The sequence below is a fragment of the Reyranella sp. GW821-FHT12G01 genome, from assembly GCF_058806575.1.
In genome coordinates this window covers 610,749-633,763 of record NZ_JBXAPV010000002.1, presented here as the reverse complement: position 1 = coordinate 633,763, position 23,015 = coordinate 610,749, and the positions used below count along the sequence as shown (strand labels likewise).

Sequence of the window (23,015 nt, the reverse complement as noted above, 5' to 3'; positions counted from 1 at the left end):
AGGTGCGCTAGCCGCACTGCGCGCGGTGGCGCAGCAAATGGTCGGCCAGCACGCAGGCCATCATGGCCTCGGCGACCGGCGTGCCGCGGATGCCGACGCACGGGTCGTGGCGACCCTTGGTGCGCAGCTCGATCTCGCGGCCGTTGCGGTCGACGCTGCGGACCGGCGTCAGGATCGAGCTGGTCGGCTTCACCGCGAGGCGGCAGACGATGTCCTGGCCGGTCGAGATGCCGCCCAGAATGCCGCCGGCATGATTGCTGAGGAAACCGGGCTGGCCGTCGACCATGCGCATCTCGTCGGCGTTCTCCTCGCCGCTCTTCGCGGCGGCGTCGAAGCCATCGCCGATCTCCACGCCCTTCACGGCGTTGATGCTCATCATCGCCTTGGCGAGATCGGCATCGAGCTTGTCGTAGACCGGATCGCCGAGACCCACGGGCACGCCCGAGGCCACGACCTCGATCACCGCGCCGCACGAGCTGCCGCGCTTGCGCACGTCGTCGAGATAGCCCTCCCAGCCCTGCGCGGCCTGTCGATCAGGGCACCAGAAGGGATTGTCGCCTGTGGCGTCCCAGTCCCAGTTGGCGCGGTCGATCTTCTGCGTGCCGATCTGGACCACGGCGCCGCGGATGGTGACGCCGTCACCCAGGATCTTGCGGGCGATGGCGCCGGCGGCGACGCGGACCGCGGTCTCGCGCGCCGACTGGCGGCCGCCGCCACGATAGTCACGGACGCCGTATTTCCGGTGATAGGTGTAATCGGCGTGAGAGGGGCGGAACTGGTCCTTGATCTCGCCGTAGTCGCGGCTGCGCTGGTCGACATTGTCGATGTGCAGCCCGATCGGCGTGCCGGTGGTGACGCCCTCGAACACGCCGGACAGGATCTTCACCGTGTCCGGTTCCTGGCGCTGGGTCACGAACCGCGACTGGCCGGGGCGGCGCTTGTCCATCCAGACCTGGATGTCGGCCTCGGTGAGGGTGATGCGCGGCGGCGTGCCGTCGACCACGCAGCCGATCGCCGGCCCGTGGCTTTCGCCCCAGCTCGTGAACTTGAAGAGGGTACCAAAACTGCTGCCGGCCATGGCCTGCCGGCCTCCGATCTACTCGCCTTCGAAGTTGCCGAGCAATTCGGCGATCTGCTTCGCGGACGAGGTATTGATCATGCCAACGACGTGGTAGCCGCCATCGACGTGCATCACTTCACCGGTGACGCCGGTGCCGAGGTCGGACAGCAGGTAGAGGCCGGCGTTGCCGACCTCTTCCGTCGTGATGTTGCGCTTCAGCGGCGAGTTGAGCTCGTTCCACTTCAGTATATAGCGGCCGTCGTTGATGCCGGCGAAGGCCAGCGTCTTGATCGGGCCGGCCGAGATCGCGTTGACGCGGATCTTCTGCTCGCCGAGGTCGGCCGCCAGGTAGCGCACGCTCGCCTCGAGGGCGGCCTTGGCCACGCCCATGACGTTGTAGTGCGGGATGACGCGCTCGGCGCCGTAGTAGGTGAGGGTGAGGAGGCTGCCGCCGTCCTTCATCATCGGCACGGCGCGCTGCGACACGGCGGTGAAGGAGTAGCAGCTCACATTCATCGTGAGATTGAAGTTGTCCGACGAGGTGTCGATGTAGCGACCCCGCAGTTCGTCCTTGTTGGAGAAGGCGATGGCGTGGACCACGAAGTCCAGCTTGCCCCATTCCTTTTCCAGCTTGGCGAAGACGGCATCGATGCTGGCGGCGTTGGTCACGTCGCACGGCTCGATGATCTTGGCGCCGATCGAGTTGGCCAGCGGCCGGACCCGCTTCTCGAGGGCCTCGCCCTGGAAGGTGAAGGCCACCTCGGCCCCCTGGTCGTGGCACGCCTTGGCGATACCCCAGGCGATCGAGCGTTCGTTGGCGACGCCCATGACGAGGCCTTTTTTACCGGCCATCAATTGTGCAGCAGAGGTCATGCTCCGGTTCTAGCGGGGGATGGCTGTTGGGACAAGATGCCGGTGGTGGAACGCTTCGGACCCCCTCATATTGTGGTCATGATCAGGGAAACCACCGATCCTCTGGAGCTTTTCGGCGCCTGGTACGCCGAAGCGGCCACTTCCGAGCCCAACGACCCCTCGGCCATGACCCTGGCCACGGTCGGTCCCGACGGCACGCCCTCGGCCCGCATGGTCCTATTAAAGGACTATGACGCCGCCGGCTTCGTCTTCTACACCAACTACGAAAGCCGCAAGGGCAACCACCTGCTGGCCCATCCCAAGGCGGCGCTGCTGTTCCACTGGAAGTCGCTGCGCCGCCAGGTCCGCCTGGAAGGACCCGTTACCCAGACCACCGCGGCCGAGGCCGACGCTTATTTCGCGAGCCGTGCGCGCGGCAGCCAGATCGGCGCCTGGGCCTCGGAACAGTCGCGGCCGCTGGAAAGCCGGTTCGCCCTGGAAAAGCGCGTGGCGGAGTATGGCGCCAAGCACCTGGTCGGCACCGTGCCGCGGCCGCCGCATTGGTCGGGCTTCCGGCTGCAGCCGAACCTGATCGAGTTCTGGCACGATGGTGCCTTCCGCCTTCACGACCGGCTGGAATACCGGCGCGGCTCCGCGGCCGAGCCGTGGACCACGCGCACGCTCTATCCCTGAGCGCCCCATGGCGATGGATCCCCAGCGGCTGATGCGACTGGCGACCGTCGCATCCATGTCGACGGCGCTGGTCCTGATCGTCGCCAAGCTCGTGGCGTGGCGGGTCACCGATTCGGTGAGCATGCTGTCGTCGCTGGTCGATACCTCGCTCGATCTCGTGGGCTCGGTGGTGACTTTCTTCGCCGTGCGGCAGGCGCTGATCCCGGCCGATGCCGATCACCGTTTCGGCCACGGCAAGGCCGAGGGACTGGCGGGCCTTATCCAGGCGGGCTTCATCGCCGCCTCAGGTTGCGCTCTGCTGGTCGCGGTCGTCGAGCGCCTCAACGATCCCAAGCAGGTTCGCGAGGAGGAGGTCGGCCTCGCCATCAGTGCGCTGGCAATCGTCCTCACGCTCTGCCTCGTCTCCTTCCAGAAGTATGTCGTTGCCAGGAGCGGCTCGCTCGCCATCGGCGCCGACATGGCGCATTACGGCACCGACCTCATCGCAACCCTGGCCACCGGCGGAGGCCTCTTCCTGTCGGGCCTGCTGAACCAACCGCTGATCGACAGCGGCGTTGCCGGTCTGGTGGCGCTCTACCTGCTGCACGGTGGCTGGAAGGTCGGTCGCCAATCGCTCGACGTGTTGATGGACCACGAACTGCCGGTCGAGGACACGAAGCGCATCGAGGAGATCGCGCGTGCCCATCCCGGGGTGAAGGACGTCCACGAACTGCGCACCCGTTCGGGCGGCCTCACCAAGTTCATCCAGCTCCATATCGAGGTCGCGCGCGACCTCTCGCTGGTGCAGGGCCACGCGATCGGCCGCGAGGTCCAGGCCGCGATCGCCACGGCCTATCCCGATGCCGAGATCATCCTCCACGTCGATCCGGCGCCCGCTGCATGAATACGCGTCCGTCCTTCATCGTCGAAGACCAGTCCGAGACCGTTGCCTTCCTCGAAGCCGAGCTGAAACCGGAGCGGAAGATCGACACGCATGGCGCCGTCGTCTTCCTGTGCCGCGAGCGCGCCTACAAGCTGAAGCGCGCGGTGAAATTCCCCTACATGGATTTCTCGACCGAGCCGCGGCGTGCCGCCATGTGCGCGGCCGAGATCGACGTCAATCGGCGGTCGGCCCCCGAAATCTATCTCGGCATCGCGCCGGTCCTGCGCCGCGACGGCAAGCTGGTGCTGGGCGAGATCGGTGAGGCAGGGGAAGGCGTCATCGACTGGCTGGTCGTGATGCGCCGCTTCGATGAGGAGGGACTGCTCGACCGTATGGCAGGGCGCGGCGCACTCACGCCCCAGGTGATGACGGCACTGGGCACACGCGTGGCGCGGTTCCACGATGGACTGCCTGCGATCGCCTCGGGCTTCTGCGCGCCCGACGACTATCGCCATTCGGTCGCGGCCGACGTGCGGCAGATGCGCGAAGCGGGCGAGCGGCTCGATCCGGCCACCAGCGAGGCGCTGGCCGAGGCGATGCCGCGCTCCCTCGAACCGTTCGTTGGGCTGGTGGCGCGCCGTCTGGCGTCGGGCGCGATCCGCCGCTGTCACGGCGACCTGCACCTGCGCAACATCGTGACGTTGAACGGCCAGCCGGTGCCGTTCGACGCGATCGAGTTCTCCGACAAGATCGCCAACATCGACGTGCTCTACGATCTCGCCTTCGCGCTGATGGACCTGGCGCGGCAGGGGCTGGGGGCGCTGGCCAACCGGCTGCTGAACGAATGGCTGTGGCGGGTCGGCGAGGTCGAGGGCGCCTCGCACGAGGAGGCGCTGGCGCTGCTGCCGATGTTCCTGGCGCGACGCGCCTCGATCCGCGCTTACGTTGATTCCGCGATTACCGCCGTGAGCGGCGCCGACAATGCGCCGGCGCGCGCCTATCAGAGGGCCGCGCTGGAATTCCTGCAGCTCGCGCCGCCGCGGCTGGTCGCCATCGGCGGCCTGTCGGGCAGTGGCAAGACCACGCTGGCGCTGAAGCTTGCGCCGGAGATTGGTCGCACGCCGGGCGCCGTCGTGGTGCGCACCGATGTCGAGCGCAAGCGGCAGGCAGGCATCGCGCTGGAGGAGCGCATGCCCGCCGGTAGCTACTCGCCGGAAGCGTCGGCACGCGTCTATGCGGCGTGCATCGAACGCGCCGAGCGCGTGCTGCGCGCAGGCCACAGCGTCGTGCTCGATGCGGTATTCGCTCGTCCCGACGAGCGTGCGGCCGCGGAGGAACTGGCGCGCAAGGTCGGCGTGCCGTTCCAGGGCATCTGGCTCGATGTCGGCAAGGACGTTGCGCAGGAGCGGGTGGCGGCGCGCACGGGCGACGCCTCCGATGCGACGCCCGCCGTGGTCGAGCGACAGTTCGACTACGATCTCGGTCGCATCGACTGGGAACGCCGCTAAACTCTCCTCAAAAGGAGAGAAGAATGTCCGGAGGAAACGTCTCGCGCCGCACGGCGCTGCTTGCCATTAGCTCGACCCTGGCGGCACCCGCGATCGCGCAATCGAAATATCCGTCGCGGCCGGTGAAGCTGATCGTGAACTTCGGCGCGGGTGGCGCGGCCGATACGGTGGCGCGGCTGATGCAGGCGAAGTTCCAGGAGTCGCTCGGCCAGCCGCTGGTGATCGAGAACCGACCGGGCGCGGGCGGCACGATCGGCGCCATCTCCGTCGCGCGCTCCGATCCCGACGGCTACACGGTGCTGTTCGACAGTCCGGGCCACATCATCGGGCCGCTGCTGCAGCCGGGCATCACCATCAATTACGAGACGGCGTTCAGCTACATCTCGGGCTGCACCATCCAGCCCTGGGTGTGGATGGTGTCGGAGAAGTTCCCGGCCAACGACCTGCAAGGCTTCATCGCCGAGTCCAAGAAGCGCGGCAAGCCGGTGATCTTCGGCTCGTCCGGCATCGGCAGCGCCGGTCACCTGACGGGCGAGCTGCTGGGCCAGCGCACGGGGCTCGTCGTCGAGCACCTGCCGTATCGCAGCGGCGCCGAGGCGGGCAACGACGTGGCCGCCGGCAATCTGGAGACCGCCTGCATCACCGTGTCGTCGGCCGCGCCGGCGGTGAAGCTCGGCAAGGGCAAGTACCTCGCCAGCACCGGCGCCAAGCGGTCGGTCGCGCTGCCCGACCTGCCGACCTTCGCCGAAAGCGGCCTGCCGGATTTCGACGTGACGAGCTGGGTCGGCTTGTTCGGTCCGGCCGGCCTGCCGCCGGACGTCGTGGCCCGTCTCAACGCGGCCGCCGCCTTTGCGCTGGCCGACACCGAGGTGAGGGAACGCCTGATGGCCGCCGGCTTCGAGCCCGCGCCCACGACGCCCCAGCAGTTCGCCGAAAAGATCGCCCATGAGCGCGCGACCCTGACCCCGATGGTCAAGAGCTGGCAGGCCAAGGAGAAGCGCTGACGCTTGACGGGCTGTCTGTGAGTGAGTAATCACTCACTTATGAAGCCTGTCCCGCTGATCGAAGATATGGAAGGCACCCCGACGGATGCCGTACGGCGCCGGGAAGCCGAGGCGCTGGCGGTGCGCGAGGCCTGCCTCGGCTGGCTGCCGCTGGGCGGACTGCTGGCCCGCATGGCCGATCCGATCGTGCGAGCGTGGATGAAGCGGGCGGGGACGCCTTATGCGGCTGACATTGACGCCGTCGCCCGCACGCTGAAGCGGCCGGGCATCTGGCTGCTGCACGGTGCCTACCTCTTCGGCTGCACGGCCCTGGCTGACGACATGGCTCAGGGCCCGCGCCTGCGCCGCACGCTCGACTGGCCGTTCCCCGGTCTCGGCCGCCTCGTCGAGGTGAGGCGCCAGCGTGGGCCGGCCGGCGAGTTCCTGAACGTCACCTGGCCGGGCTTCGTCGGCGTGCTGACCGCCGTGGCGCCGCAACGCTTCGCCGCCTCGATCAACCAGGCCCCGATGCGCCGCCGCTGGCGCACGCCGATGCTGCTCTGGCTCGACTATGTGTTGAACGCGCTCGACGGCCTGTGCAGCAGCGGACGCCTGCCGCCCGAGCACTTGCTGCGCCATGTCTTCGAAACGTGCGCGAGCTTCGACGATGCGCGGCATCTTCTCGAAAGCGTGCCGGTCGCGCGACCCGTCCTGTTCCTGCTCGTCGGCACGAAGCCCGGCGAGCGCATCGTGATCGAGCGTGAGGAAACGAGCGCGCGCACCTATCGCGACGAGACGGTGTTCGCCAACGACTGGCGCGGCCGCAATAGTCACTGGCGCCCACGCGCCTGCGGCGAGGGAGCTCCGGTCGAGAACAACATCCGCCGCCGCAGCGCGCTCGCCGCGTGGACGGGACGCGACGCGAACGATTTCGGATGGGTGACAGCTCCCGTCCTCAACGCCTGCACGCGTCTCTCGGTCGATATGTGTCCGGCAACGGGCTCTCTATCGGTTGCCGGTTGGGAAGCCGACGGACGCGGCAGCGCCGAGCTCGTTACCGCGATCTCGGCTTTCCAGCTTCCGTAGGATCGCTTTCCTCCCCATTCAAATGGGGAGGTGGCGGCGTCTTACGCCGTCGGAGGGGTCATAGGTTTGCGACCGCCCATGACCCCATCGCCCCGTATGACGGGGCACTTCCCCATCCGAATGGGGAAGCAATTGATTGCCTCAATCTTCTAAGCCCGCTTCTTCGCCGTGGCGCTGCGCGGGAGCAGGCGGGCGAGGTACTGGCCCGTATAGCTCTCCGGCACCTTAACGATCGCCTCGGGCGGGCCTTCCGCCACCAGACGACCGCCGCCCGATCCGCCGTCGGGGCCCATGTCCAGGACCCAGTCGGCGGTCTTGATGACCTCGAGATTGTGCTCGATCACCAGCACCGTGTTGCCGGTCTCGACCAGGCGATGCAGCACTTCCAGAAGCTTGCGCACATCCTCGAAGTGGAGGCCGGTGGTCGGCTCGTCGAGGATGTAGAGCGTGCGGCCGGTGGCGCGGCGCGACAGTTCCTTGGCGAGCTTCACGCGCTGGGCCTCGCCGCCCGACAGGGTCGTCGCCTGCTGGCCGATATGGATGTAGCCGAGACCGACCTGCTGGAGGGTCAGCAGCTTGTCGCGGATGATCGGCACCGCCTTGAAGAACTCGCAGCCCTCGTCGACCGTCATGTCTAGAACGTCGGCGATCGACTTGCCGCGGAACTGGATCTCCAGCGTCTCGCGATTGTAGCGCTTGCCCTTGCAGACATCGCACTCGACGTAGACGTCGGGCAGGAAGTGCATCTCGATCTTGATGACACCGTCGCCCTGGCAGGCCTCGCAGCGGCCGCCCTTCACGTTGAAGGAGAAGCGGCCGGGCTTGTAGCCGCGCTCGGTCGATTCCGGGAGCTGGGAGAACCAGTCGCGGATCGGCGAGAAGGCGCCGGTATAGGTCGCGGGATTCGAACGCGGCGTGCGGCCGATCGGCGACTGATCGATGTCGACGATCTTGTCGAGATGATTGACGCCTTCGAGCGTGGCGTGCGCGCCGGCATGCTCGCGCGCGTTGTTGAGCTTCTTGGCCAGCGCTTTGTAGAGCGTCTCGACGATCAGCGTGCTCTTGCCGCTGCCCGACACGCCGGTGACGCAGGTGAAGGTGCCGAGCGGGATGCTGGCCGTGACGTTCTGGAGATTGTTCTCCTTCGCGCCCTTGAGCGTGAGCCAGCGGCCGTTCTTGGGCGGCGGCTCGCGCCGTACCTTGGGAATCGGAACCTGGCGGAAGCCCGAGAGATACTGGCCGGTGAGGCTCGCGCTGTTGCGCATCACCTCCTCGGGCGTGCCCTGGGCGATCACGTTGCCGCCATGCGCGCCGGCGCCGGGACCCATGTCGACCAGATAGTCGGCCGAGCGGATGGCATCCTCGTCATGCTCGACCACCAGCACCGTGTTGCCGAGATCGCGCAGGCGCGTGAGCGTCTTCAGCAAGCGGTCATTGTCGCGCTGGTGCAGGCCGATCGACGGTTCGTCGAGCACGTAGAGCACGCCGGTCAGGCCGGAGCCGATCTGCGAAGCCAAACGAATGCGCTGGCTCTCGCCACCGGACAAGGTGCCGGAGGTGCGGTTCAGGGTCAGGTAGGACAGGCCGACATTGTCGAGGAAGCCCAGTCGCTCGTTGATCTCCTTGAGGATGCGGGCGGCAATCTCGCGCTGCTTGGCCGTGAGCTTGGGATCGAGTGCCAGAAACCACTTCACCGCCTCGCCGATCGAGAACTCGGTCGTCTGGCTGATGTTGAGGCCGGCGATCTTCACGGCCAGCGCCTCGGGCTTGAGGCGGGCACCGTTGCAGGTCTCGCACTTGCTCTCGTGCTGGAAGCGCTCCAGCTCCTCGCGCACCCAGGAGGAGTCGGTCTCCTTCCAGCGGCGGTCGAGATTGGGGATCACGCCCTCGAACGGCTTGGTCGTCTGGTACTGGCGGATGCCGTCGTCGTAGCGCATCGCGACGGACTCGCTGCCGCTGCCGTAGAGGATCGTGTCGCGGACCTTCTTCGGCAGGTCGCGCCACGGCATCGAGGTCTTCACCTTGAAGTGCTTGGCGATGCTCTCGAGCGTCTGCATGTAATACTGGCCCGACGAATCGGCCCAGGGTGCGACGGCGCCTTCCGAGAGCGAGAGACGGTCGTCCGGCACCACCATCTCGGGATCGAAGAACATCTTTACGCCCAGACCATCGCAGGAAGGGCAGGCGCCCTGCGGCGCATTGAAGGAGAAGAGGCGCGGCTCGATCTCCTCGATGGTGAAACCAGAGACCGGGCAGGCGAAGCGCGCGGAGAAGACCGTGCGCTCGCCATTGTCGGCGTTCTCCGCGATCGCCAGGCCCTCGGCCAGCGTGAGAGCGGTCTCCAGCGAATCGGCGAGGCGATTGCCGAGGTCGGGCTTCACGACGATGCGGTCCACGACCACGTCGATGTCGTGCTTGTACTTCTTGTCGAGCGAAGGCGCTTCGGCGATCTCATAGAGCTTGCCGTCGATCTTCACGCGCTGGAAGCCCTTGCGCTGAAGCTCCTGCAGCTCCTTGCGATACTCGCCCTTACGGCCGCGCACGATCGGCGCCATCAGATAGAGGCGCGTGCCGTCCGGCATCGTCTTGATGCGGTCGACCATCTGGGAAACGGTCTGGCTCTCGATCGGGAGACCGGTGGCCGGTGAGTAGGGAATGCCGACGCGCGCGAACAGCAGGCGCAGATAGTCGTAGATCTCGGTGACGGTGCCGACGGTCGAGCGCGGATTGCGCGAGGTCGTCTTCTGCTCGATCGAGATCGCGGGCGAGAGGCCTTCGATCGAATCGACGTCGGGCTTCTGCATCAGTTCGAGGAACTGGCGCGCATAGGCCGAGAGACTCTCGACGTAGCGGCGCTGGCCCTCGGCGTAGATCGTATCGAAGGCGAGCGACGACTTGCCCGAGCCCGAGAGGCCGGTGATCACCACCAGCCGGTCGCGCGGCAGATCGACCTCGACGTTCTTCAGATTGTGCTCGCGCGCTCCCCGTACGGAGATGAAGCGATGCGGTTCGGCAGCGGGTAAGCGTGACTTGGCCATCAGGACCGGAACAATAAGGGATGCGGAGGATCACCGCATATGGCGATTAACCCCCAGATCCGCCAGTCCTGTGCGTCATGCCGGAGATGCTTGCGCTGCCAGCACCCGGGCCGTCGGCCGGTCGTTCATGAGAAGCTGCGCGGTGCCCGCGATCAGGCCGATCAGGACGCCGATCTTCCAGGCGAGGTCATAGGACCCCATCATGTCGAACAGGTAGCCGCCGCCCCAGGCGCCGAGGAACGACCCGGCCTGGTGGCTGAGGAAGGCGATGCCCGTCAGGGTCGACAGGAAACGCAGGCCAAAGATCTGCACCACCAGCCCGTTCACCAGCGGAATGACCCCCAGCCAGAGCGTGCCCATGGCAGCGCCGAACAGCACGACCGAGAGCGGCGTCGGCGGAAACAGGAAGAACAGCGCCACTGCAAGCGAACGCAGCAGGTAGATCGCGCCCAGCAGCAGGCGCTTGGGGTATTTGTCACCCAGCCAACCGAACAACCACGAACTCAGGATGTTGAATCCGCCGATCAGCATCAGCGCCACGGCGCTGTAGGACGGGTCCATCCCGCACTGGGCGAGATAGGTCGGCAGGTGGGTGGTGATGAAGACGAGCTGCAGGCCGCAGACGAAGAAGGCCAGCGCCATCACGACGTAGCCGGTGTGGCGCCGCGCCTCGTCGAGCGCGCCCGCGAGGGTGAGGTTGCGGTCGGTCGACAGCGTGTTGGGCAGCTTGTCGGCGCGGCTGCCGATCCAGGCGGCCGGCAGCATGGCGAGGGCCAGAATCACGAAGGCCCAGACGGCGGCGCGCCAGCCGTCGCTATTTAGAAGGTAGGCCGCGATCGGCGCCGTCAGCATGGTGCCGACCGAGCCGGCAGCCGAGACGATGCCGAAAGCGAGTGTCCGGCGGCCCGGTTCGACGACGCGGGCGGCGATGTTGGCGGTGATGCCCGAGGTCGTGCAGGCCAGCGCCACGCCGATCAGCACGCCGGCACCGATGACGATGGGCAGGACGCTCTGCGCGGTGGCGGTGAGCCAGATCCCCAGGATGTAAAGAGCGCTGCCGATCAGGGCGACCCAGCGCGTGCCGTACTTGTCGGCGAAGATGCCGGCGATCGGCTGGCTGACGCCCCAGGCGACCTGCTGGACCGAGATCGCCAGCGCGAAGTCGGAGATGGCGATGCCCAGTTCCTTGGAGGCCGGCGCCTGGAAGAGTCCGAGGTTCTGCCGGATGCCCATGGCGAGGGTCATCATCAGCGCCGCGCCGCCCAGCATGGCGTAGGCTTGGCCGGTCGAGACCTGGGGAACGTGAAAAGGTTTGCTCATAGCCGGGGAAGATACGGGAGAGTTTGCCGCCGCAACCAATGAATTGTCGGAGGGACGGCATGAGCGAAGCTCACGTCACAACCGTAATTTGGTGGCTGCCCACAGGCGGCCGGGTCTAGGTTGCCCGCCGTGAGGTAGGTGCCGCATCCCCGTGGCACCGGGAAAGCCAAGGAGGCCCCCATGGCGGGCAGCGTCAACAAAGTCATTCTCGTCGGAAATCTCGGCCGCGACCCCGAAGTGAAGTCCATGCAGGACGGACGTTCGCTGGTGAACATGTCGGTGGCGACTTCCGAAACCTGGCGCGACCGCAACAGCGGCGAGCGCAAGGAGCGCACCGAGTGGCACCGCGTCGTGATCTTCAACGACAAGCTGGCCGAAGTGGCCCAGAAGTTCCTGAAGAAGGGCGCCAAGGTCTATCTCGAAGGCCAGCTCACCACCCGCAAGTGGACCGACCAGTCCGGCCAGGAACGCTACACGACCGAAGTGGTCGTCCCTCGCTTCGGCGGCACGCTCACCATGCTCGACGGCCGCAGCGGCGGTGAGGGCGGCGGCGGCATGGGCGGTGGCGGCATGGACGACGACTACGGCGGCGGTGGCGGCATGTCCAGCGGCGGCGGGGGCGGTGGTTCGAGTGGCGGTGGCCGTCCGGCGCCGCGTGGCAACAAGGCCGACCTCGACGACGACATTCCGTTCTAGGCCATGCGCGCGCTCGTCCTTGGCGGGACGGGCGTCTTTGGCGGCAGGTTATGCCGCCTTCTTGCGAACGATCCTCTCATCGAGCTGACGACCGGCGCGCGTGATGGCGCGAAGGTCGAGGCGATGGCAGCCGAGCTCGGCATTGTCGGCCTCGTGCTCGACTGGCGGCGCGATCTCGATCGCGTGCTCGCGTCGCGGCGGTTCGACGTCCTCGTCCACGTCGCGGGGCCGTTCCAGGGCCAGGACTACGCGGTCGCGGAAACCTGCATCCGTCACGGCGTCCATTATCTCGACCTCGCCGACGACCGCGCTTTCGTCTGCGGCATCGACCGGCTCGACGCGGCGGCGAAAGCGGCGGGCGTGCTGGTTTGCGCGGGCGCAAGCACGGCGCCTGCGCTGACCGGCGCGGTTCTCGAACAGGCGCTCCGGGAAGTCGGCGCGATCGACCGCGTGTCGTTCGGCATCGTGCCCGGCAACGACGCGCCGCGCGGCCGTGCTCTGATGGAGGCGATCCTGTCCGGCGCCGGCAAGCCGATCGCCGACCAGCCGGGCCGCCGCGTGTGGGGCGATCTCAACCGTATCGCCGTGCCGGGATTGGGACGCCGCTGGGTGGCGGCGTGCGACTTGCCCGAGCCGACGCTGTTTCGCGAGCGGTTCGGTGTCGCCGATACCTACGCTGGAGCGGGGCTGGAACTCGGTGTGCTGCATGTCGGTCTGTGGCTGCTCGCCCTGCCGGTCAGGCTCGGCCTCGTGAAGTCGCTGCAGCCGGCGGCGGGGACGCTAGCCGCAGTCGCCGACCGGTTCCGCGCTTTCGGCAGCGACCGGGGTGGCCTGCGGATCGATCTAGAAGGCGCCGGCGGCACCCGTTCCTGGTCGCTGATCGCCGAGGGAGGGGACGGCCCATTCGTGCCGGCAACGCCCGCGGCGGCGCTTGTGCGCAAGCTCGCGCGCGGCGAGGTCACTCAACGCGGCGCGATGCCGTGCCTCGGCTTGCTGTCACTGGCCGAGATCGAGCGCGAATGGCGGCAGGCGCATCTGCGTATCGCGGCGGGCTGGGGCGACGATGGCGCTGCGTTCCGGCCCTCGCTCTATCGTCGCGTGCTGGGCGCGGCCTACCAGGAGATGTCCGACGCCGGCCGGCGGCTGCACGATGGCACGGAGCTTTACTGGAGTGGCCGCTGTTCGGTGGATGGGCCGACGAACCTCGCGGGGCGTGTGCTGGCCAGGCTCTTCGCGCTCCCGCCCGCAGTCGAGGATCAGCCCATCGAGGTCGACTTCGTCGCTCGCGGTGGCCGCGAGACCTGGACCCGGCGGGTCGGCGGTCGCACCATGCGCTCCCGGCAATATATCGGCCTCAGGCGGCCTGAGGGCTGGATCGTCGAACAGTTCGGGCCGTTTGCCTTCGACCTGCGGGTGCCGGTGAAAGACGGCCGGCTCGAACTGGTGATGTCGGGCATGCGCTTCGCCGGCATTCCGTTGCCGCGTTTCTTCTGGCCGCACATCAAGGCCACCGAGACCGAAGAGGAGGGGCGCTTTCGCTTCGACGTCGAGATCGGCCTGCCGGGGATTGGCCGGCTGGTGCGTTATCGCGGCTTCCTCACAGGTCGATGAAGCGATCCCGGGTCTGCGGCGAGGGCACGAGACAGGCATCGAGGCGGCCGAACCAGCGGATGCGGTTGCGGGCCACGAGGTCGTAGGCCGGATCGCGCAGGATCTTCGGCACGAAGATCAGCGGATAGAGCCAGCGTGCCGGCCCCTTCAAATGGCGCAGCGCCCGCAGCACGGCGGTCGAGCGTGTGTAGACCGCGTCGTTTTCCAGCAGGAGGATCGTCCGGTCGAGCGTGTCACCGGGCAGGTCGAGTGCGGCCAGGACCCGTCCGCCGGCTGCCGATTGGGCGCTGGCGAACTTCAGGTGTCCCGTCGGATCGCGCTTCAGGCAGAAGGCCACGAAGCGGCTGCACAGCACGCATTGGCCGTCGAAGAAGTAGAGCGGCTGCGGCAGGTCGCTGAGGCCTGCCGGGATCTTCACGCAGGGAAACCCATCGCGCGCAGCTCGGCGATGGTCTGCTCGGCCGAGCGATGGTGGATGCCGCTCATGCCGATGGCGCGGGCGCCGTCGACGTTGACCATCACGTCGTCGATGAACACCGCGTCCTGCGGACGGAAACCGCCGGTCCGGCAGGTCAGCTCGAAAATCGCCGCATCCGGCTTCCAGCAGCCGACATGCCCGGACACGACATAGTCGCGAAAACATCCGATGAAAGGGTGCGTTGCCTGTGCAGGTCCGCGAAGCCAGGCGTCGAGGAAGCCGGGAGCATTGGACAGCAGATAGAGCGGCACGCCGGCGGCGCCGAGGCGCTCGACCAGCGCGGCCATCGGCGCGAAGGCATGGTCGAGCATCTCATCGAAGCGCTCGTAATAGGCCGCGATCAGGGCTTCCTTGCCGGGGTGGCGTGCCTGCAACTCGCGCGTCGCGGTGGCCGGATCGCCGTCATAGTCCTGCCGGGTGTGCCATTCGCGGGTGGTCACGTTGGCCAGGAAATCCTCCATCTCGGCTTCCTGCGGGATCAGCTTCCGGTAGAGGTGCCGCGGATTGTAGTCGATCAGCACGCCGCCCATGTCGAAGACCACGATGGAGGGGCTGGATGGGGTACTTTTTGGGGGCAAAACGCAGCCTTTTCCTGAGGCAATTTCGAGGGGAATTTAGCTAATAAAATCAAAGCATTAAAGGGGGCTTCCTCGGGCGATTTTAGTTGGTCTTCCGGGGCTTGTTTGCTAGGTTGCGAAATACCCCCGCCGGAGCCTCCGGAAGGGCTGCAAGAACGATAAAATTCCAGGTTTCCGTGAGCGACGATACGACCCTGCCGCCGGCGCCGCCGCCACCCTCCGACGCGCCTCCGCCCCCGTCTTCCCCGCACGATATCGCCCCGATCACCATCGAAGAGGAGATGCGCCGCTCCTACCTCGATTACGCCATGAGCGTGATCGTGGCGCGCGCTCTTCCCGACGCGCGCGATGGCCTGAAGCCCGTGCAACGCCGCATCCTGCACGCGATGAAGGAAAGCGGTTACGACTCGACTCACCCGTTCCGTAAGTCGGCGCGCATCGTCGGCGACGTGATGGGTAAGTATCACCCGCACGGCGACCAATCGATCTACGACGCACTCGTGCGCATGGCGCAGGATTTCTCGATGCGCCTGCCGCTGATCGCGGGGCAGGGCAATTTCGGTTCGATGGACGCCGATCCGCCGGCGGCGATGCGATACACCGAAGCGCGTCTCGCTCGTGTCGCCGAGGCCCTTCTGGCCGACATCGACAAGGACACGGTCGACTTCCAGCCGAACTACGACGAGACCTCGCAGGAACCGACCGTCCTGCCGGCTGCGTTTCCCAACCTGCTGGCCAACGGTGCGGGCGGCATTGCCGTCGGCATGGCGACCAACATCCCGCCGCACAATCTCGGCGAGCTGATCGACGCCTGCTGCGCGCTGATCGACAATCCCGAGCTGACAGTGCCGCAACTCATGGAATACGTGCCGGGGCCGGACTTCCCGACCGGCGCGACCATCCTCGGCCGCAACGGCATCCGCGCGGCCTACGAACTCGGGCGCGGCTCTGTCGTCATGCGCGCCAAGACGCGCATCGAAGAGGGACGTGGCGGCCGCGAGTCGATCATCGTCTCCGAGATTCCCTACCAGGAAAACAAGGCGCGCCTGCACGAACGCATCGCCGAAGTCGTGCGCGACAAGCGGGTCGAGGGCATCTCCGAGATCCGCGACGAGAGCGATCGCGACGGCGTGCGCATGGTGATCGAGCTGAAGCGCGACGCCATGGCCGACGTCGTGCTGAACCAGCTCTACCGCTACACGCCGCTGCAGACGACGTTTGGCGTCAATGCGCTGGCGCTCGACGGCGGACGCCCGAAGCTGATGAGCCTCAAGGAGCTGCTGGAGGCGTTCATCCGCTTCCGTGCCGAGGTCATCACCCGGCGTACCAAGTTCGAGCTGAACCACGCGCGCGATCGCGCCCACGTGTTGGTCGGTCTGGCGATCGCCGTCGCCAACATCGACGAAGTGATCGCGATGATCCGCCGCTCGCCCGACCCGGTCGTGGCGCGTGAGGCCTTGATGGTCAAGGACTGGCCGGCATCCGACGTGGCGCCCCTGATCGCTCTGATCGCCGAGCCCGGCCGAGAGATCTCGGCCGAGGGCACGTACCGGCTTTCCGAAGCGCAGGCCCGCGCCATCCTCGAACTCCGCCTGCAGCGTCTCACGGGATTGGAACGCGACAAGATCGCTGAGGAGCTGACCGAGGTCGCCCGTTTGATCGAGGGCTATCTCGAGCTGCTGGGCGACCGTGGCAAGCTGTTCGCGCTGATGCGCACGGAGTTGCTCGCGATCAAGGAGCAGTTCGCAACGCCGCGCCGGACCGAGATCCTCGACAACGAGTTCGAGCAGGACATCGAGGACCTGATCCAGCGCGAGGACATGGTGGTCACGGTCACGCACGGCGGCTACGTCAAGCGCGTGCCGGTGTCGGCCTATCGTGCGCAGCGTCGCGGCGGCAAGGGCCGCTCGGGCATGGCCACCCGCGATGACGATTTCGTCTCGAGCCTGTTCGTGGCCAACACGCACACGCCGATGCTGTTCTTCTCGAGCCGCGGCATCGTCTACAAGCTCAAGGTCTGGAAGCTGCCGCTGGGCGCCCCGCAGGCGCGCGGCAAGGCGTTCGTGAACCTGCTGCCGCTCTCCGAAGGCGAGACGATCAGCACGGTCATGCCGATGCCGGAGGACGAGGCGAGCTGGGCGACGCTCAACGTGATGTTCGCCACCGCGCGCGGGGGCGTGCGGCGCAACGAGCTCGGCGACTTCGTGACCGTGAACCAGAACGGCAAGATCGCCATGAAGTTCGAGGGCGAGGATGCCGGCGACCGCCTGATCGGTGTCAGTGTCTGCACCGAGGACCAGGATGTGCTGCTGGCGACCCGCCAGGGCCGCGCCATGCGCTTCCCGACCGACAAGGTGCGCCTGTTCGCCAGCCGTAATTCGACCGGCGTGCGTGGCATTGCGCTGGCCGAAGGCGACGAAGTGATCTCGATGTCGCTGGTCGACGCCGGCAAGGGCGTCACCAGCGAGGAGCGCGACGCCTATCTCCGTCAGTCGCGCGCCGAGCGCCAGGCTGAAAATGCGGCCGAGAACGCGGCGGACGCCGGCGAGGCCGTCGTCGAGGCGGTGGACGAGGAGGCTCCCGCGGGCGAGGAGGCGGCAACGCCGATCGCGGCGCTCTCGGAAGAGCGTTTCAACGAGTTGAAGGCCAAGGAGGAGTTCGTGCTCACCGTGGCCTCGTCGGGCTTCGGCAAGCGCACCTCGGCCTACGAGTATCGGGTGACCGGTCGCGGCGGCAAGGGTGTGGAACTGATGAGCCTCGCCAAGGGCGGCGAGATCGTCGCGGCTGTACCGGTGCTGGACAACGACGAGATCATGCTGGTTACGGACGGCGGTACGCTGATCCGCTGCCCGGTGGATGGAATCCGCATCGCGGGACGGGCGACGCGCGGTGTGCGCATCGTCAACGTGAGTGAGGGCGAACGCGTCGTCACCGCGGTGCGCATCGGCGAGGACGATGCCGGCAATGGTGGCGGAAACGGCGATGCCGGTTCGGAGCCGACCGCCGAACCAAATATCGAAGCCAGTTCCGAGCCAAGTTCCGAAACTAGCGGTGGATAAGGACCGACCGTGTCGCTAAGACTTCGCCGTCGCAGTCTGCGCACAAGGGGGAGACATGGCCGTAGAACGCACCGGGGTGTATCCGGGCACGTTCGATCCCATCACGAGCGGGCACATGGAAGTGGTGCGCCGCTCGCTGCGGCTCGTCGACAAGCTGGTGATCGGGCCGCACATCAACGTGGGCAAGGGACCGCTGTTCTCGCTCGAGGAGCGGATCGAGATCATCAAGGAAGACATCGCGGATTTTCCACAGGCGGACCGCGAGCGCATCGAGGTGGTGCCCTTCGAGGGGCTGCTGATCCACTTTGCGCGCGACGTGAACGCTTCGGTCATCATCCGCGGTCTGCGGGCGGTTTCGGACTTCGAGTACGAAATCCAGATGGCCAACATGAATGCGCGCATGGAGCCTGCGATCGAGACCATCTTCCTGATGGCATCGGATCGGCACCAGTTCATTGCCTCGTCCCTGGTGAAAGATATTGCACGCCTGGGCGGGGACACGTCGCAGTTCGTGTCCAAAAGGGTGTTCGAGCGCCTGAAGGCCAAATTCGCGAAAAAGTGAGGCGGGGGGCGGTCGCGTTGACCGGCGGCCCTGCGCACTTTATACGAGCGCCGCGCGGCGGGCAGGCCCGCGGCGCGGAACCGGAAAGAGCCCGTAGCTCAGCGGTAGAGCATCTGACTTTTAATCAGAGGGTCGTGGGATCGTACCCCACCGGGCTCACCACTGGACCCAAGAAGGAGAAGAACGGCTCATGCCGTCGGTGAAAGTCGTCAACGGCAAGCAGATCGTGGTCGAGAACCTCGGTCCGATCGAGCGCTTCGTCGGCTTCATCGTGAAGCCGTTCGCCCAGATGTGGCAGCATCAGGACCTGATTGCCGCCATCCTGCGCCGCGAGGTGCGCGAGCGTTTCAAGGGATCGATCGCCGGCTGGATCTGGGCGATCATCGCGCCCCTGCTCGCGATCGGTGTCTACACCTTCGCCTTCACCACCACCCTGTCGCTCCCGGTGTCGGACGGTACCGACGGCACCGGCGGCAAGCAGGTCAGCTACTCGCTGTTCATCTTCAGCGGCATCATCGTCTTCAATTTCTTCTCGGAAATGGCGTTCCGAGCGCCGATGCTGCTGCACGAGTACACCCACTTCATCAAGCAGACGATCTTCCCCAGCGACATGCTGCCGGTGATCTCGACCCTGCGCGCCACGGCCTACACGCTGATCTCGGGCGCGGTGATGCTGCTGTTCCAGCTGGCGATGACCGGTTCGCTGCCGTGGACGGTGCTGCTGCTGCCGCTGATCTTCATCCCGTTCATGGCATTCCTGATCGGCATGTCGTGGTTCCTGGCGGCGCTGGGCGCGTTCACGCGCGACGCCGGCTACCTGATGATCACCATCGTGCCGCTGTTCATGTTCGCCACGCCGGTTTTCTACTCGCACGCCTCGCTGCCGCCGCCGTTCAACTTCTGGATCTATGCCAACGCGCTGACCGGCTTCGTCGAAGTCATGCGCGACATCGTCCTGTTCGGCAGGCTGCCCAACATGCTCGTCTACGGTTGGACCCTGCTGATCTCGGTGGTCACCTTCTATGTCGGTTACTGGTTCTTCGACAGGTATCGCAATGTCATCGTCGACGTCCTCTGAGGTCGTCGTCGAGGCGAAAAACCTCGGCAAGGCCTTCCAGCTCTACGCCCATCGCAACGACTGGCTGAAACAGGTCCTGTTCGGCTGGTGGAAGGCGTACTTCAAGCCCTTCTGGGTGCTGCGCGACATCAGCCTCGAAGTGAAGAAGGGCGAGAGCATCGGCATCCTCGGCCGCAACGGCTGTGGCAAGTCGACCCTGCTGCAGGTGATCTGCGGCATGACCCTGCCGAGCCACGGCGAACTCAGGGTCAACGGCCGCATTGCGCCGGTCTTGGCGCTCGGCTCGACCTTCGACATGGAGTTGTCGGGCCGCGAGAACGTCCTGATCGGCGGCGCAGTGCTGGGCCTCAAGCGCGGCGAGGTGCAGCGCAAGTTCGACTCGATCGCCGAATTCGCCGGCATCGGCGAATACATGGACCAGCCTGTCAAGCACTATTCGATGGGCATGAAGACCCGTCTTGCCTTCTCGATCTGCGCCCATGTCGAGGCCGAGATCCTGGTGGTCGACGAGGCTCTGTCGGTCGGCGACGCCGCCTTCCAGCGCAAGTGCCTCGACTGGATCGACAACTTCCGCAAGACCGGCACGCTGCTGTTCGTCTCGCATTCGATGGCCGAGGTGCGCCGCCTGTGCACCCGCGCGATCTGGATCGAGGAAGGCCGCATCCGCGAGGAGGGCGATCCCAACGACGTGATCCGCTCCTATCACCGCGCCCTGCTGGTCGAGAAGGACGACGTCCAGCGCTTCTCCTCCGGAAACAAGCGCCCCGCGACCGCGGGCGAGTGATGCGGCATGGAGCCGGGGACCCTGGCGTGGATCGGCTTCGGCTGGTGGTCCCTCGGCACGGCGATCCAATGGGGAAGTGCGGCCCTGGCGCGAACGCCCCGGCAGGCTCCAGCCGTCAGTCACAGGCTTGAGGATTTCAGCATCGTCGCGCCGCTGGCCGGCGCCGAGGATGCGACCGTCGATTATATTCAGGTATTGCGGCGACTGGCCGAGGCCGGCGCCGAGGTGCTGATCTGCGTGGCCCGTGACGATGACGGCGCCGTGGCGCCGACCCGGTCCCTGTGGCCCGACGCGCCGATCCTCGTCGGCACCGACGACACCTTCAATCCGAAGATGAACAACGTCCGCAAGGGGCTGGAGGCGGCCAGCCGCCCGGTCGTGGCGTTGTGCGACGCCGGCATCCAACTGGGTCTCGACGAGCTCCTGCGCGCCGCCGCACCGCTCGCCACCGGGGCAGGGTTGGTGCTGGCGCTCAAGGCGGCGGAAGCACCGGAGACCTTCGCGGCCGAGATCGAGCGCGCCTACATCGACGGTCACCAGGCGAGGTTCCTGTTCTCCGCCGACCGGATCGGCCTCGCCGTGGCGTCGGGCGGCGTTACCCTCATGAGCCACGACACGCTGCAACGCATCGGCAACTGGCGGGGCTTCAACCGCTGGATCGCCGACGACTATTCGGTCACGCGCTCGGTGCGCGAACTTGGCCTGGCGACGCGGCTGGGCGAAGTCATGCCGCGCCTGCCGCTCGGCGCGCGGAACTGGCGGACCGTGTGGCGGCGGCAGGTCCGCTGGGCGCGCACGCGCCTGCGCCTGCCGGTCTGGCCGCTGGTTCTGTGGGAACCGGCGATCGGCTGGGCCGCTACCGGGGTGGTGGGGGCGGCGGGCCTCGCCTGTTCGGGAGCGAACGTGTTGCAGGTCGTGGCCGCACTGGCCCTTCACACGGTCGCATGGTTGCTGGCCGAGAAATGGTTCATGACGGGGCGTGGCCTGTCGTTCGGGATGCGCGCGGCGGCCGCCGCGCTGGTCCGCGAGGCACTGGCGCCGGCCCTCATGGTGAATGCATTGTGGGGGCGATCGATCGATTGGCGCGGCACCGACCTGGGTGGCCAGTGGCGGGACCGTCGGGAGTCCGTATGAATAGCGTGAGCAGCAAGCAGCCGATCTCCACCGTGATGTTGCCGGAGAAGGTGGATTCCGTGACGGTGACGGCGGTCGAGGCCATGCTGGTGTCGGCGCTTCGGCCCGGCGCGCGCGTCATCGTCGACGGCAGCCAGGTCAACTACATGAGCGCCGCCGGCGTTCGCACCTTCGCGTCGGTTCTGCACAAGGCGGCGGAGATGCAGGCGCGCATCGTTTTCAGCCGGTTCACCGGGGCCGCCTGGGACTGCCTGCTGGTCAGCGGCTTCTCCGAGCTGCTCGAAATAGCCGCCACTACCGACGAGGCCTCGGCCAGGTTGGAGAAAGAGCCACCACATATTGATGCGGAAAGCTTGCACCGGCGAGGCGCCGCAGGTTAATTAACGTCTGGGCTGAGAGACTTATCAATGAGTTGGGACATGGCGCGGTTTCGAATGCGGCGACAGTTCCGGACGGAGATCGGGATTTGACAATTTGGAGCTGGTTGCGTGCCGTCGCGCGCCCTACCGCAATTGTCCTCAGCCTCGTTACTGGCTTGGCGGCCTGTACGGCAATGCCCGGCGACGGCCCCTGGATGGGCGGTGCGGCGACGACGGCGACCGAGGCCCTGCCGTTCGACGTGATCGATCTCACGCCGACCACCATCGTCAACTATCGCCAGCCCCCGCTCGTCGACCGGCCCTCGACAGTCAGCAACCTGTCGGCTGGGGCCCGGGTCGCGGTCGCGCCGGGCGATGCCCTCAAGGTGCGCATCTTCGAGCCCTATGAGGGCAGCATTTTCCCGACCATCCAGCGCCCCGGAGCGGATTTCGGCGTCCAGCGCGTCACCGATGATGGAACGATCAACGTGCCGTTCGTCGGAACGGTGAAGGTCGCGGGGCTGGACCTGAGCCAGATCGAGAAGAAGATCGCCCAGCAGGTCGCGTCCTCGGGCAAGGCCCAGGATCCCCAGGTCATCGTCGAATTCGTTGCCGACCGGACGCATACGGTCATGGTGTCGGGCGACGTGCGGCAGCCCGGGCGGATTTCCCTGCTTGAAGGCGTGCGGACCGTCATCGAGGCGATCAACAAGGCCGGCGGACCGTCGGGCGTGGGCGGGCAGGGCGGCACCGGTGTTGGCGCCAACCAGCTCGAGGTGATCGTGCGCCGCAACGGCCAGATCATCCTGCAGACCCAGTACTCCGACCTGCTGGCTGGCTTGGACATTGGCCTGCAGAAGAACGACGAGATCGTGGTCCGCCCCAATGCCCGCATGTTCACGGTGCTCGGCGCCGTCGTCAAAGCGGGCAACGTGGACATGCCCAAGCACACGGTCAGCCTGCTCGAAGCCATGGGCATGGTGGGCGGCTTGAACGACGCCCGGGCGAACAAAACGGGCGTTTATGTGTTCAGAATGGGGGATTTGCAGAATAATCCCACAGCGCGGGCGCGGGTTTTCCGGCTGGATCTTTATCAGCCGGTATCTATTTTTGTAGCCCAGCAGTTCCCAGTTCTTCCGAAGGACGTTGTCTACATAACCAACGCCCCGCTCTACGAGTACGACAAGATCCTGACATCAATGTATCGTACCTTCTCGATTGTGGGTGTCTTGCGAGGCAATTTGATCACGTCGACGACCTTCTGAAGACCGTCT

Annotated in this window: 20 protein-coding genes and 1 tRNA gene; 15 read left to right on the top strand and 6 right to left on the bottom strand. The window is 66.6% G+C overall.

The features are described 5' to 3' along the window. Window positions 1-7 precede the first annotated feature (7 nt). The gene (gene aroC, locus AC1RP5_RS22420) at window positions 8-1,078 is read right to left on the bottom strand and encodes a chorismate synthase (protein ID WP_493114409.1); all 1,071 of its coding nucleotides are present in this window, start codon (window positions 1,076-1,078) and stop codon (window positions 8-10) included. Window positions 1,079-1,096: 18 nt separating this feature from the next. Next, a complete protein-coding gene (gene fabI / locus AC1RP5_RS22415; RefSeq protein WP_493114408.1) occupies window positions 1,097-1,933 on the bottom strand; it encodes an enoyl-ACP reductase FabI in 837 nt (278 codons plus the stop codon). Between the two features lie 78 nt (window positions 1,934-2,011). On the opposite strand from fabI, the gene pdxH reads away from it, so the two are divergent. From pdxH to AC1RP5_RS22390, 5 genes are read left to right on the top strand one after another with little or no spacing between them, the layout of a single operon-like run. Further along, complete coding sequence (gene pdxH, locus AC1RP5_RS22410; RefSeq protein WP_493114406.1) at window positions 2,012-2,605, top strand: pyridoxamine 5'-phosphate oxidase; 594 nt, start codon at window positions 2,012-2,014, stop codon at window positions 2,603-2,605. A 7-nt stretch (window positions 2,606-2,612) separates the two neighbouring features. Continuing rightward, entirely contained in the window at window positions 2,613-3,488 is an 876-nt protein-coding gene (locus AC1RP5_RS22405; RefSeq protein WP_493114404.1) for a cation diffusion facilitator family transporter, read from the top strand. Beyond that, window positions 3,485-4,975, top strand: a complete 1,491-nt coding sequence (locus AC1RP5_RS22400; protein WP_493114402.1) for a bifunctional aminoglycoside phosphotransferase/ATP-binding protein — start codon at window positions 3,485-3,487, stop codon at window positions 4,973-4,975. Before AC1RP5_RS22405 ends, AC1RP5_RS22400 begins: the two co-directional genes overlap by 4 nt. A gap of 23 nt (window positions 4,976-4,998) precedes the next feature. Then, entirely contained in the window at window positions 4,999-5,979 is a 981-nt protein-coding gene (locus tag AC1RP5_RS22395) for a Bug family tripartite tricarboxylate transporter substrate binding protein (RefSeq protein WP_493114400.1), read from the top strand. Between the two features lie 39 nt (window positions 5,980-6,018). Then, window positions 6,019-7,044 (top strand): Ntn hydrolase family protein, encoded by a 1,026-nt coding sequence (locus tag AC1RP5_RS22390; RefSeq protein WP_493114398.1) that lies wholly within the window; start codon window positions 6,019-6,021, stop codon window positions 7,042-7,044. 149 nt (window positions 7,045-7,193) lie between these two features. On the opposite strand, the gene uvrA is transcribed toward AC1RP5_RS22390, so the two are convergent. Both uvrA and AC1RP5_RS22380 read right to left on the bottom strand, forming a co-directional pair. After that, window positions 7,194-10,082, bottom strand: coding sequence for an excinuclease ABC subunit UvrA (gene uvrA, locus AC1RP5_RS22385; protein ID WP_493114397.1), 2,889 nt, complete (start codon window positions 10,080-10,082; stop codon window positions 7,194-7,196). Between the two features lie 75 nt (window positions 10,083-10,157). Beyond that, entirely contained in the window at window positions 10,158-11,402 is a 1,245-nt protein-coding gene (locus AC1RP5_RS22380; protein ID WP_493114395.1) for an MFS transporter, read from the bottom strand. A gap of 180 nt (window positions 11,403-11,582) precedes the next feature. On the opposite strand from AC1RP5_RS22380, the gene ssb reads away from it, so the two are divergent. Both ssb and AC1RP5_RS22370 read left to right on the top strand, forming a co-directional pair. Next, the gene (gene ssb, locus AC1RP5_RS22375; RefSeq protein WP_493114393.1) at window positions 11,583-12,098 is read left to right on the top strand and encodes a single-stranded DNA-binding protein; all 516 of its coding nucleotides are present in this window, start codon (window positions 11,583-11,585) and stop codon (window positions 12,096-12,098) included. A 3-nt stretch (window positions 12,099-12,101) separates the two neighbouring features. Continuing rightward, entirely contained in the window at window positions 12,102-13,709 is a 1,608-nt protein-coding gene (locus AC1RP5_RS22370; protein ID WP_493114391.1) for a saccharopine dehydrogenase family protein, read from the top strand. On the opposite strand, the gene AC1RP5_RS22365 is transcribed toward AC1RP5_RS22370, so the two are convergent. Together AC1RP5_RS22365 and AC1RP5_RS22360 are read right to left on the bottom strand one after the other, a co-directional pair. Beyond that, window positions 13,696-14,127: a thiol-disulfide oxidoreductase DCC family protein gene (locus tag AC1RP5_RS22365; RefSeq protein WP_493114389.1), complete on the bottom strand. Its 432-nt coding sequence runs from the start codon at window positions 14,125-14,127 to the stop codon at window positions 13,696-13,698. The two genes, AC1RP5_RS22370 and AC1RP5_RS22365, sit on opposite strands and share 14 nt — an antisense overlap. Then, entirely contained in the window at window positions 14,124-14,729 is a 606-nt protein-coding gene (locus tag AC1RP5_RS22360; RefSeq protein ID WP_493114387.1) for an HAD family hydrolase, read from the bottom strand. The genes AC1RP5_RS22365 and AC1RP5_RS22360 overlap by 4 nt, the downstream gene beginning before the upstream one ends. A 212-nt stretch (window positions 14,730-14,941) precedes the next feature. Between AC1RP5_RS22360 and gyrA the strand changes: the two genes are divergently transcribed. From gyrA to AC1RP5_RS22320, 8 genes are all read left to right on the top strand, one after another. Next, entirely contained in the window at window positions 14,942-17,824 is a 2,883-nt protein-coding gene (gyrA, locus tag AC1RP5_RS22355) for a DNA gyrase subunit A (RefSeq protein WP_493114385.1), read from the top strand. 55 nt (window positions 17,825-17,879) lie between these two features. Then, window positions 17,880-18,386 (top strand): pantetheine-phosphate adenylyltransferase, encoded by a 507-nt coding sequence (gene coaD / locus AC1RP5_RS22350; RefSeq protein WP_493114383.1) that lies wholly within the window; start codon window positions 17,880-17,882, stop codon window positions 18,384-18,386. An 87-nt stretch (window positions 18,387-18,473) separates the two neighbouring features. Then, a tRNA-Lys gene (locus tag AC1RP5_RS22345) sits at window positions 18,474-18,548 on the top strand. Window positions 18,549-18,576: 28 nt separating this feature from the next. Beyond that, entirely contained in the window at window positions 18,577-19,464 is an 888-nt protein-coding gene (locus tag AC1RP5_RS22340; RefSeq protein WP_493114381.1) for an ABC transporter permease, read from the top strand. Beyond that, window positions 19,442-20,248: an ABC transporter ATP-binding protein gene (locus AC1RP5_RS22335; protein WP_493114379.1), complete on the top strand. Its 807-nt coding sequence runs from the start codon at window positions 19,442-19,444 to the stop codon at window positions 20,246-20,248. The genes AC1RP5_RS22340 and AC1RP5_RS22335 overlap by 23 nt, the downstream gene beginning before the upstream one ends. A 6-nt stretch (window positions 20,249-20,254) precedes the next feature. Then, on the top strand, window positions 20,255-21,382 hold the full coding sequence (locus tag AC1RP5_RS22330; RefSeq protein WP_493114378.1) for a glycosyltransferase: 1,128 nt from the start codon (window positions 20,255-20,257) through the stop codon (window positions 21,380-21,382). Between the two features lie 5 nt (window positions 21,383-21,387). Then, window positions 21,388-21,762: an STAS domain-containing protein gene (locus AC1RP5_RS22325; RefSeq protein ID WP_493114377.1), complete on the top strand. Its 375-nt coding sequence runs from the start codon at window positions 21,388-21,390 to the stop codon at window positions 21,760-21,762. 173 nt (window positions 21,763-21,935) lie between these two features. Further along, on the top strand, window positions 21,936-23,006 hold the full coding sequence (locus AC1RP5_RS22320) for a polysaccharide biosynthesis/export family protein (protein WP_493114375.1): 1,071 nt from the start codon (window positions 21,936-21,938) through the stop codon (window positions 23,004-23,006). The last annotated feature ends 9 nt before the right edge of the window (window positions 23,007-23,015 follow it).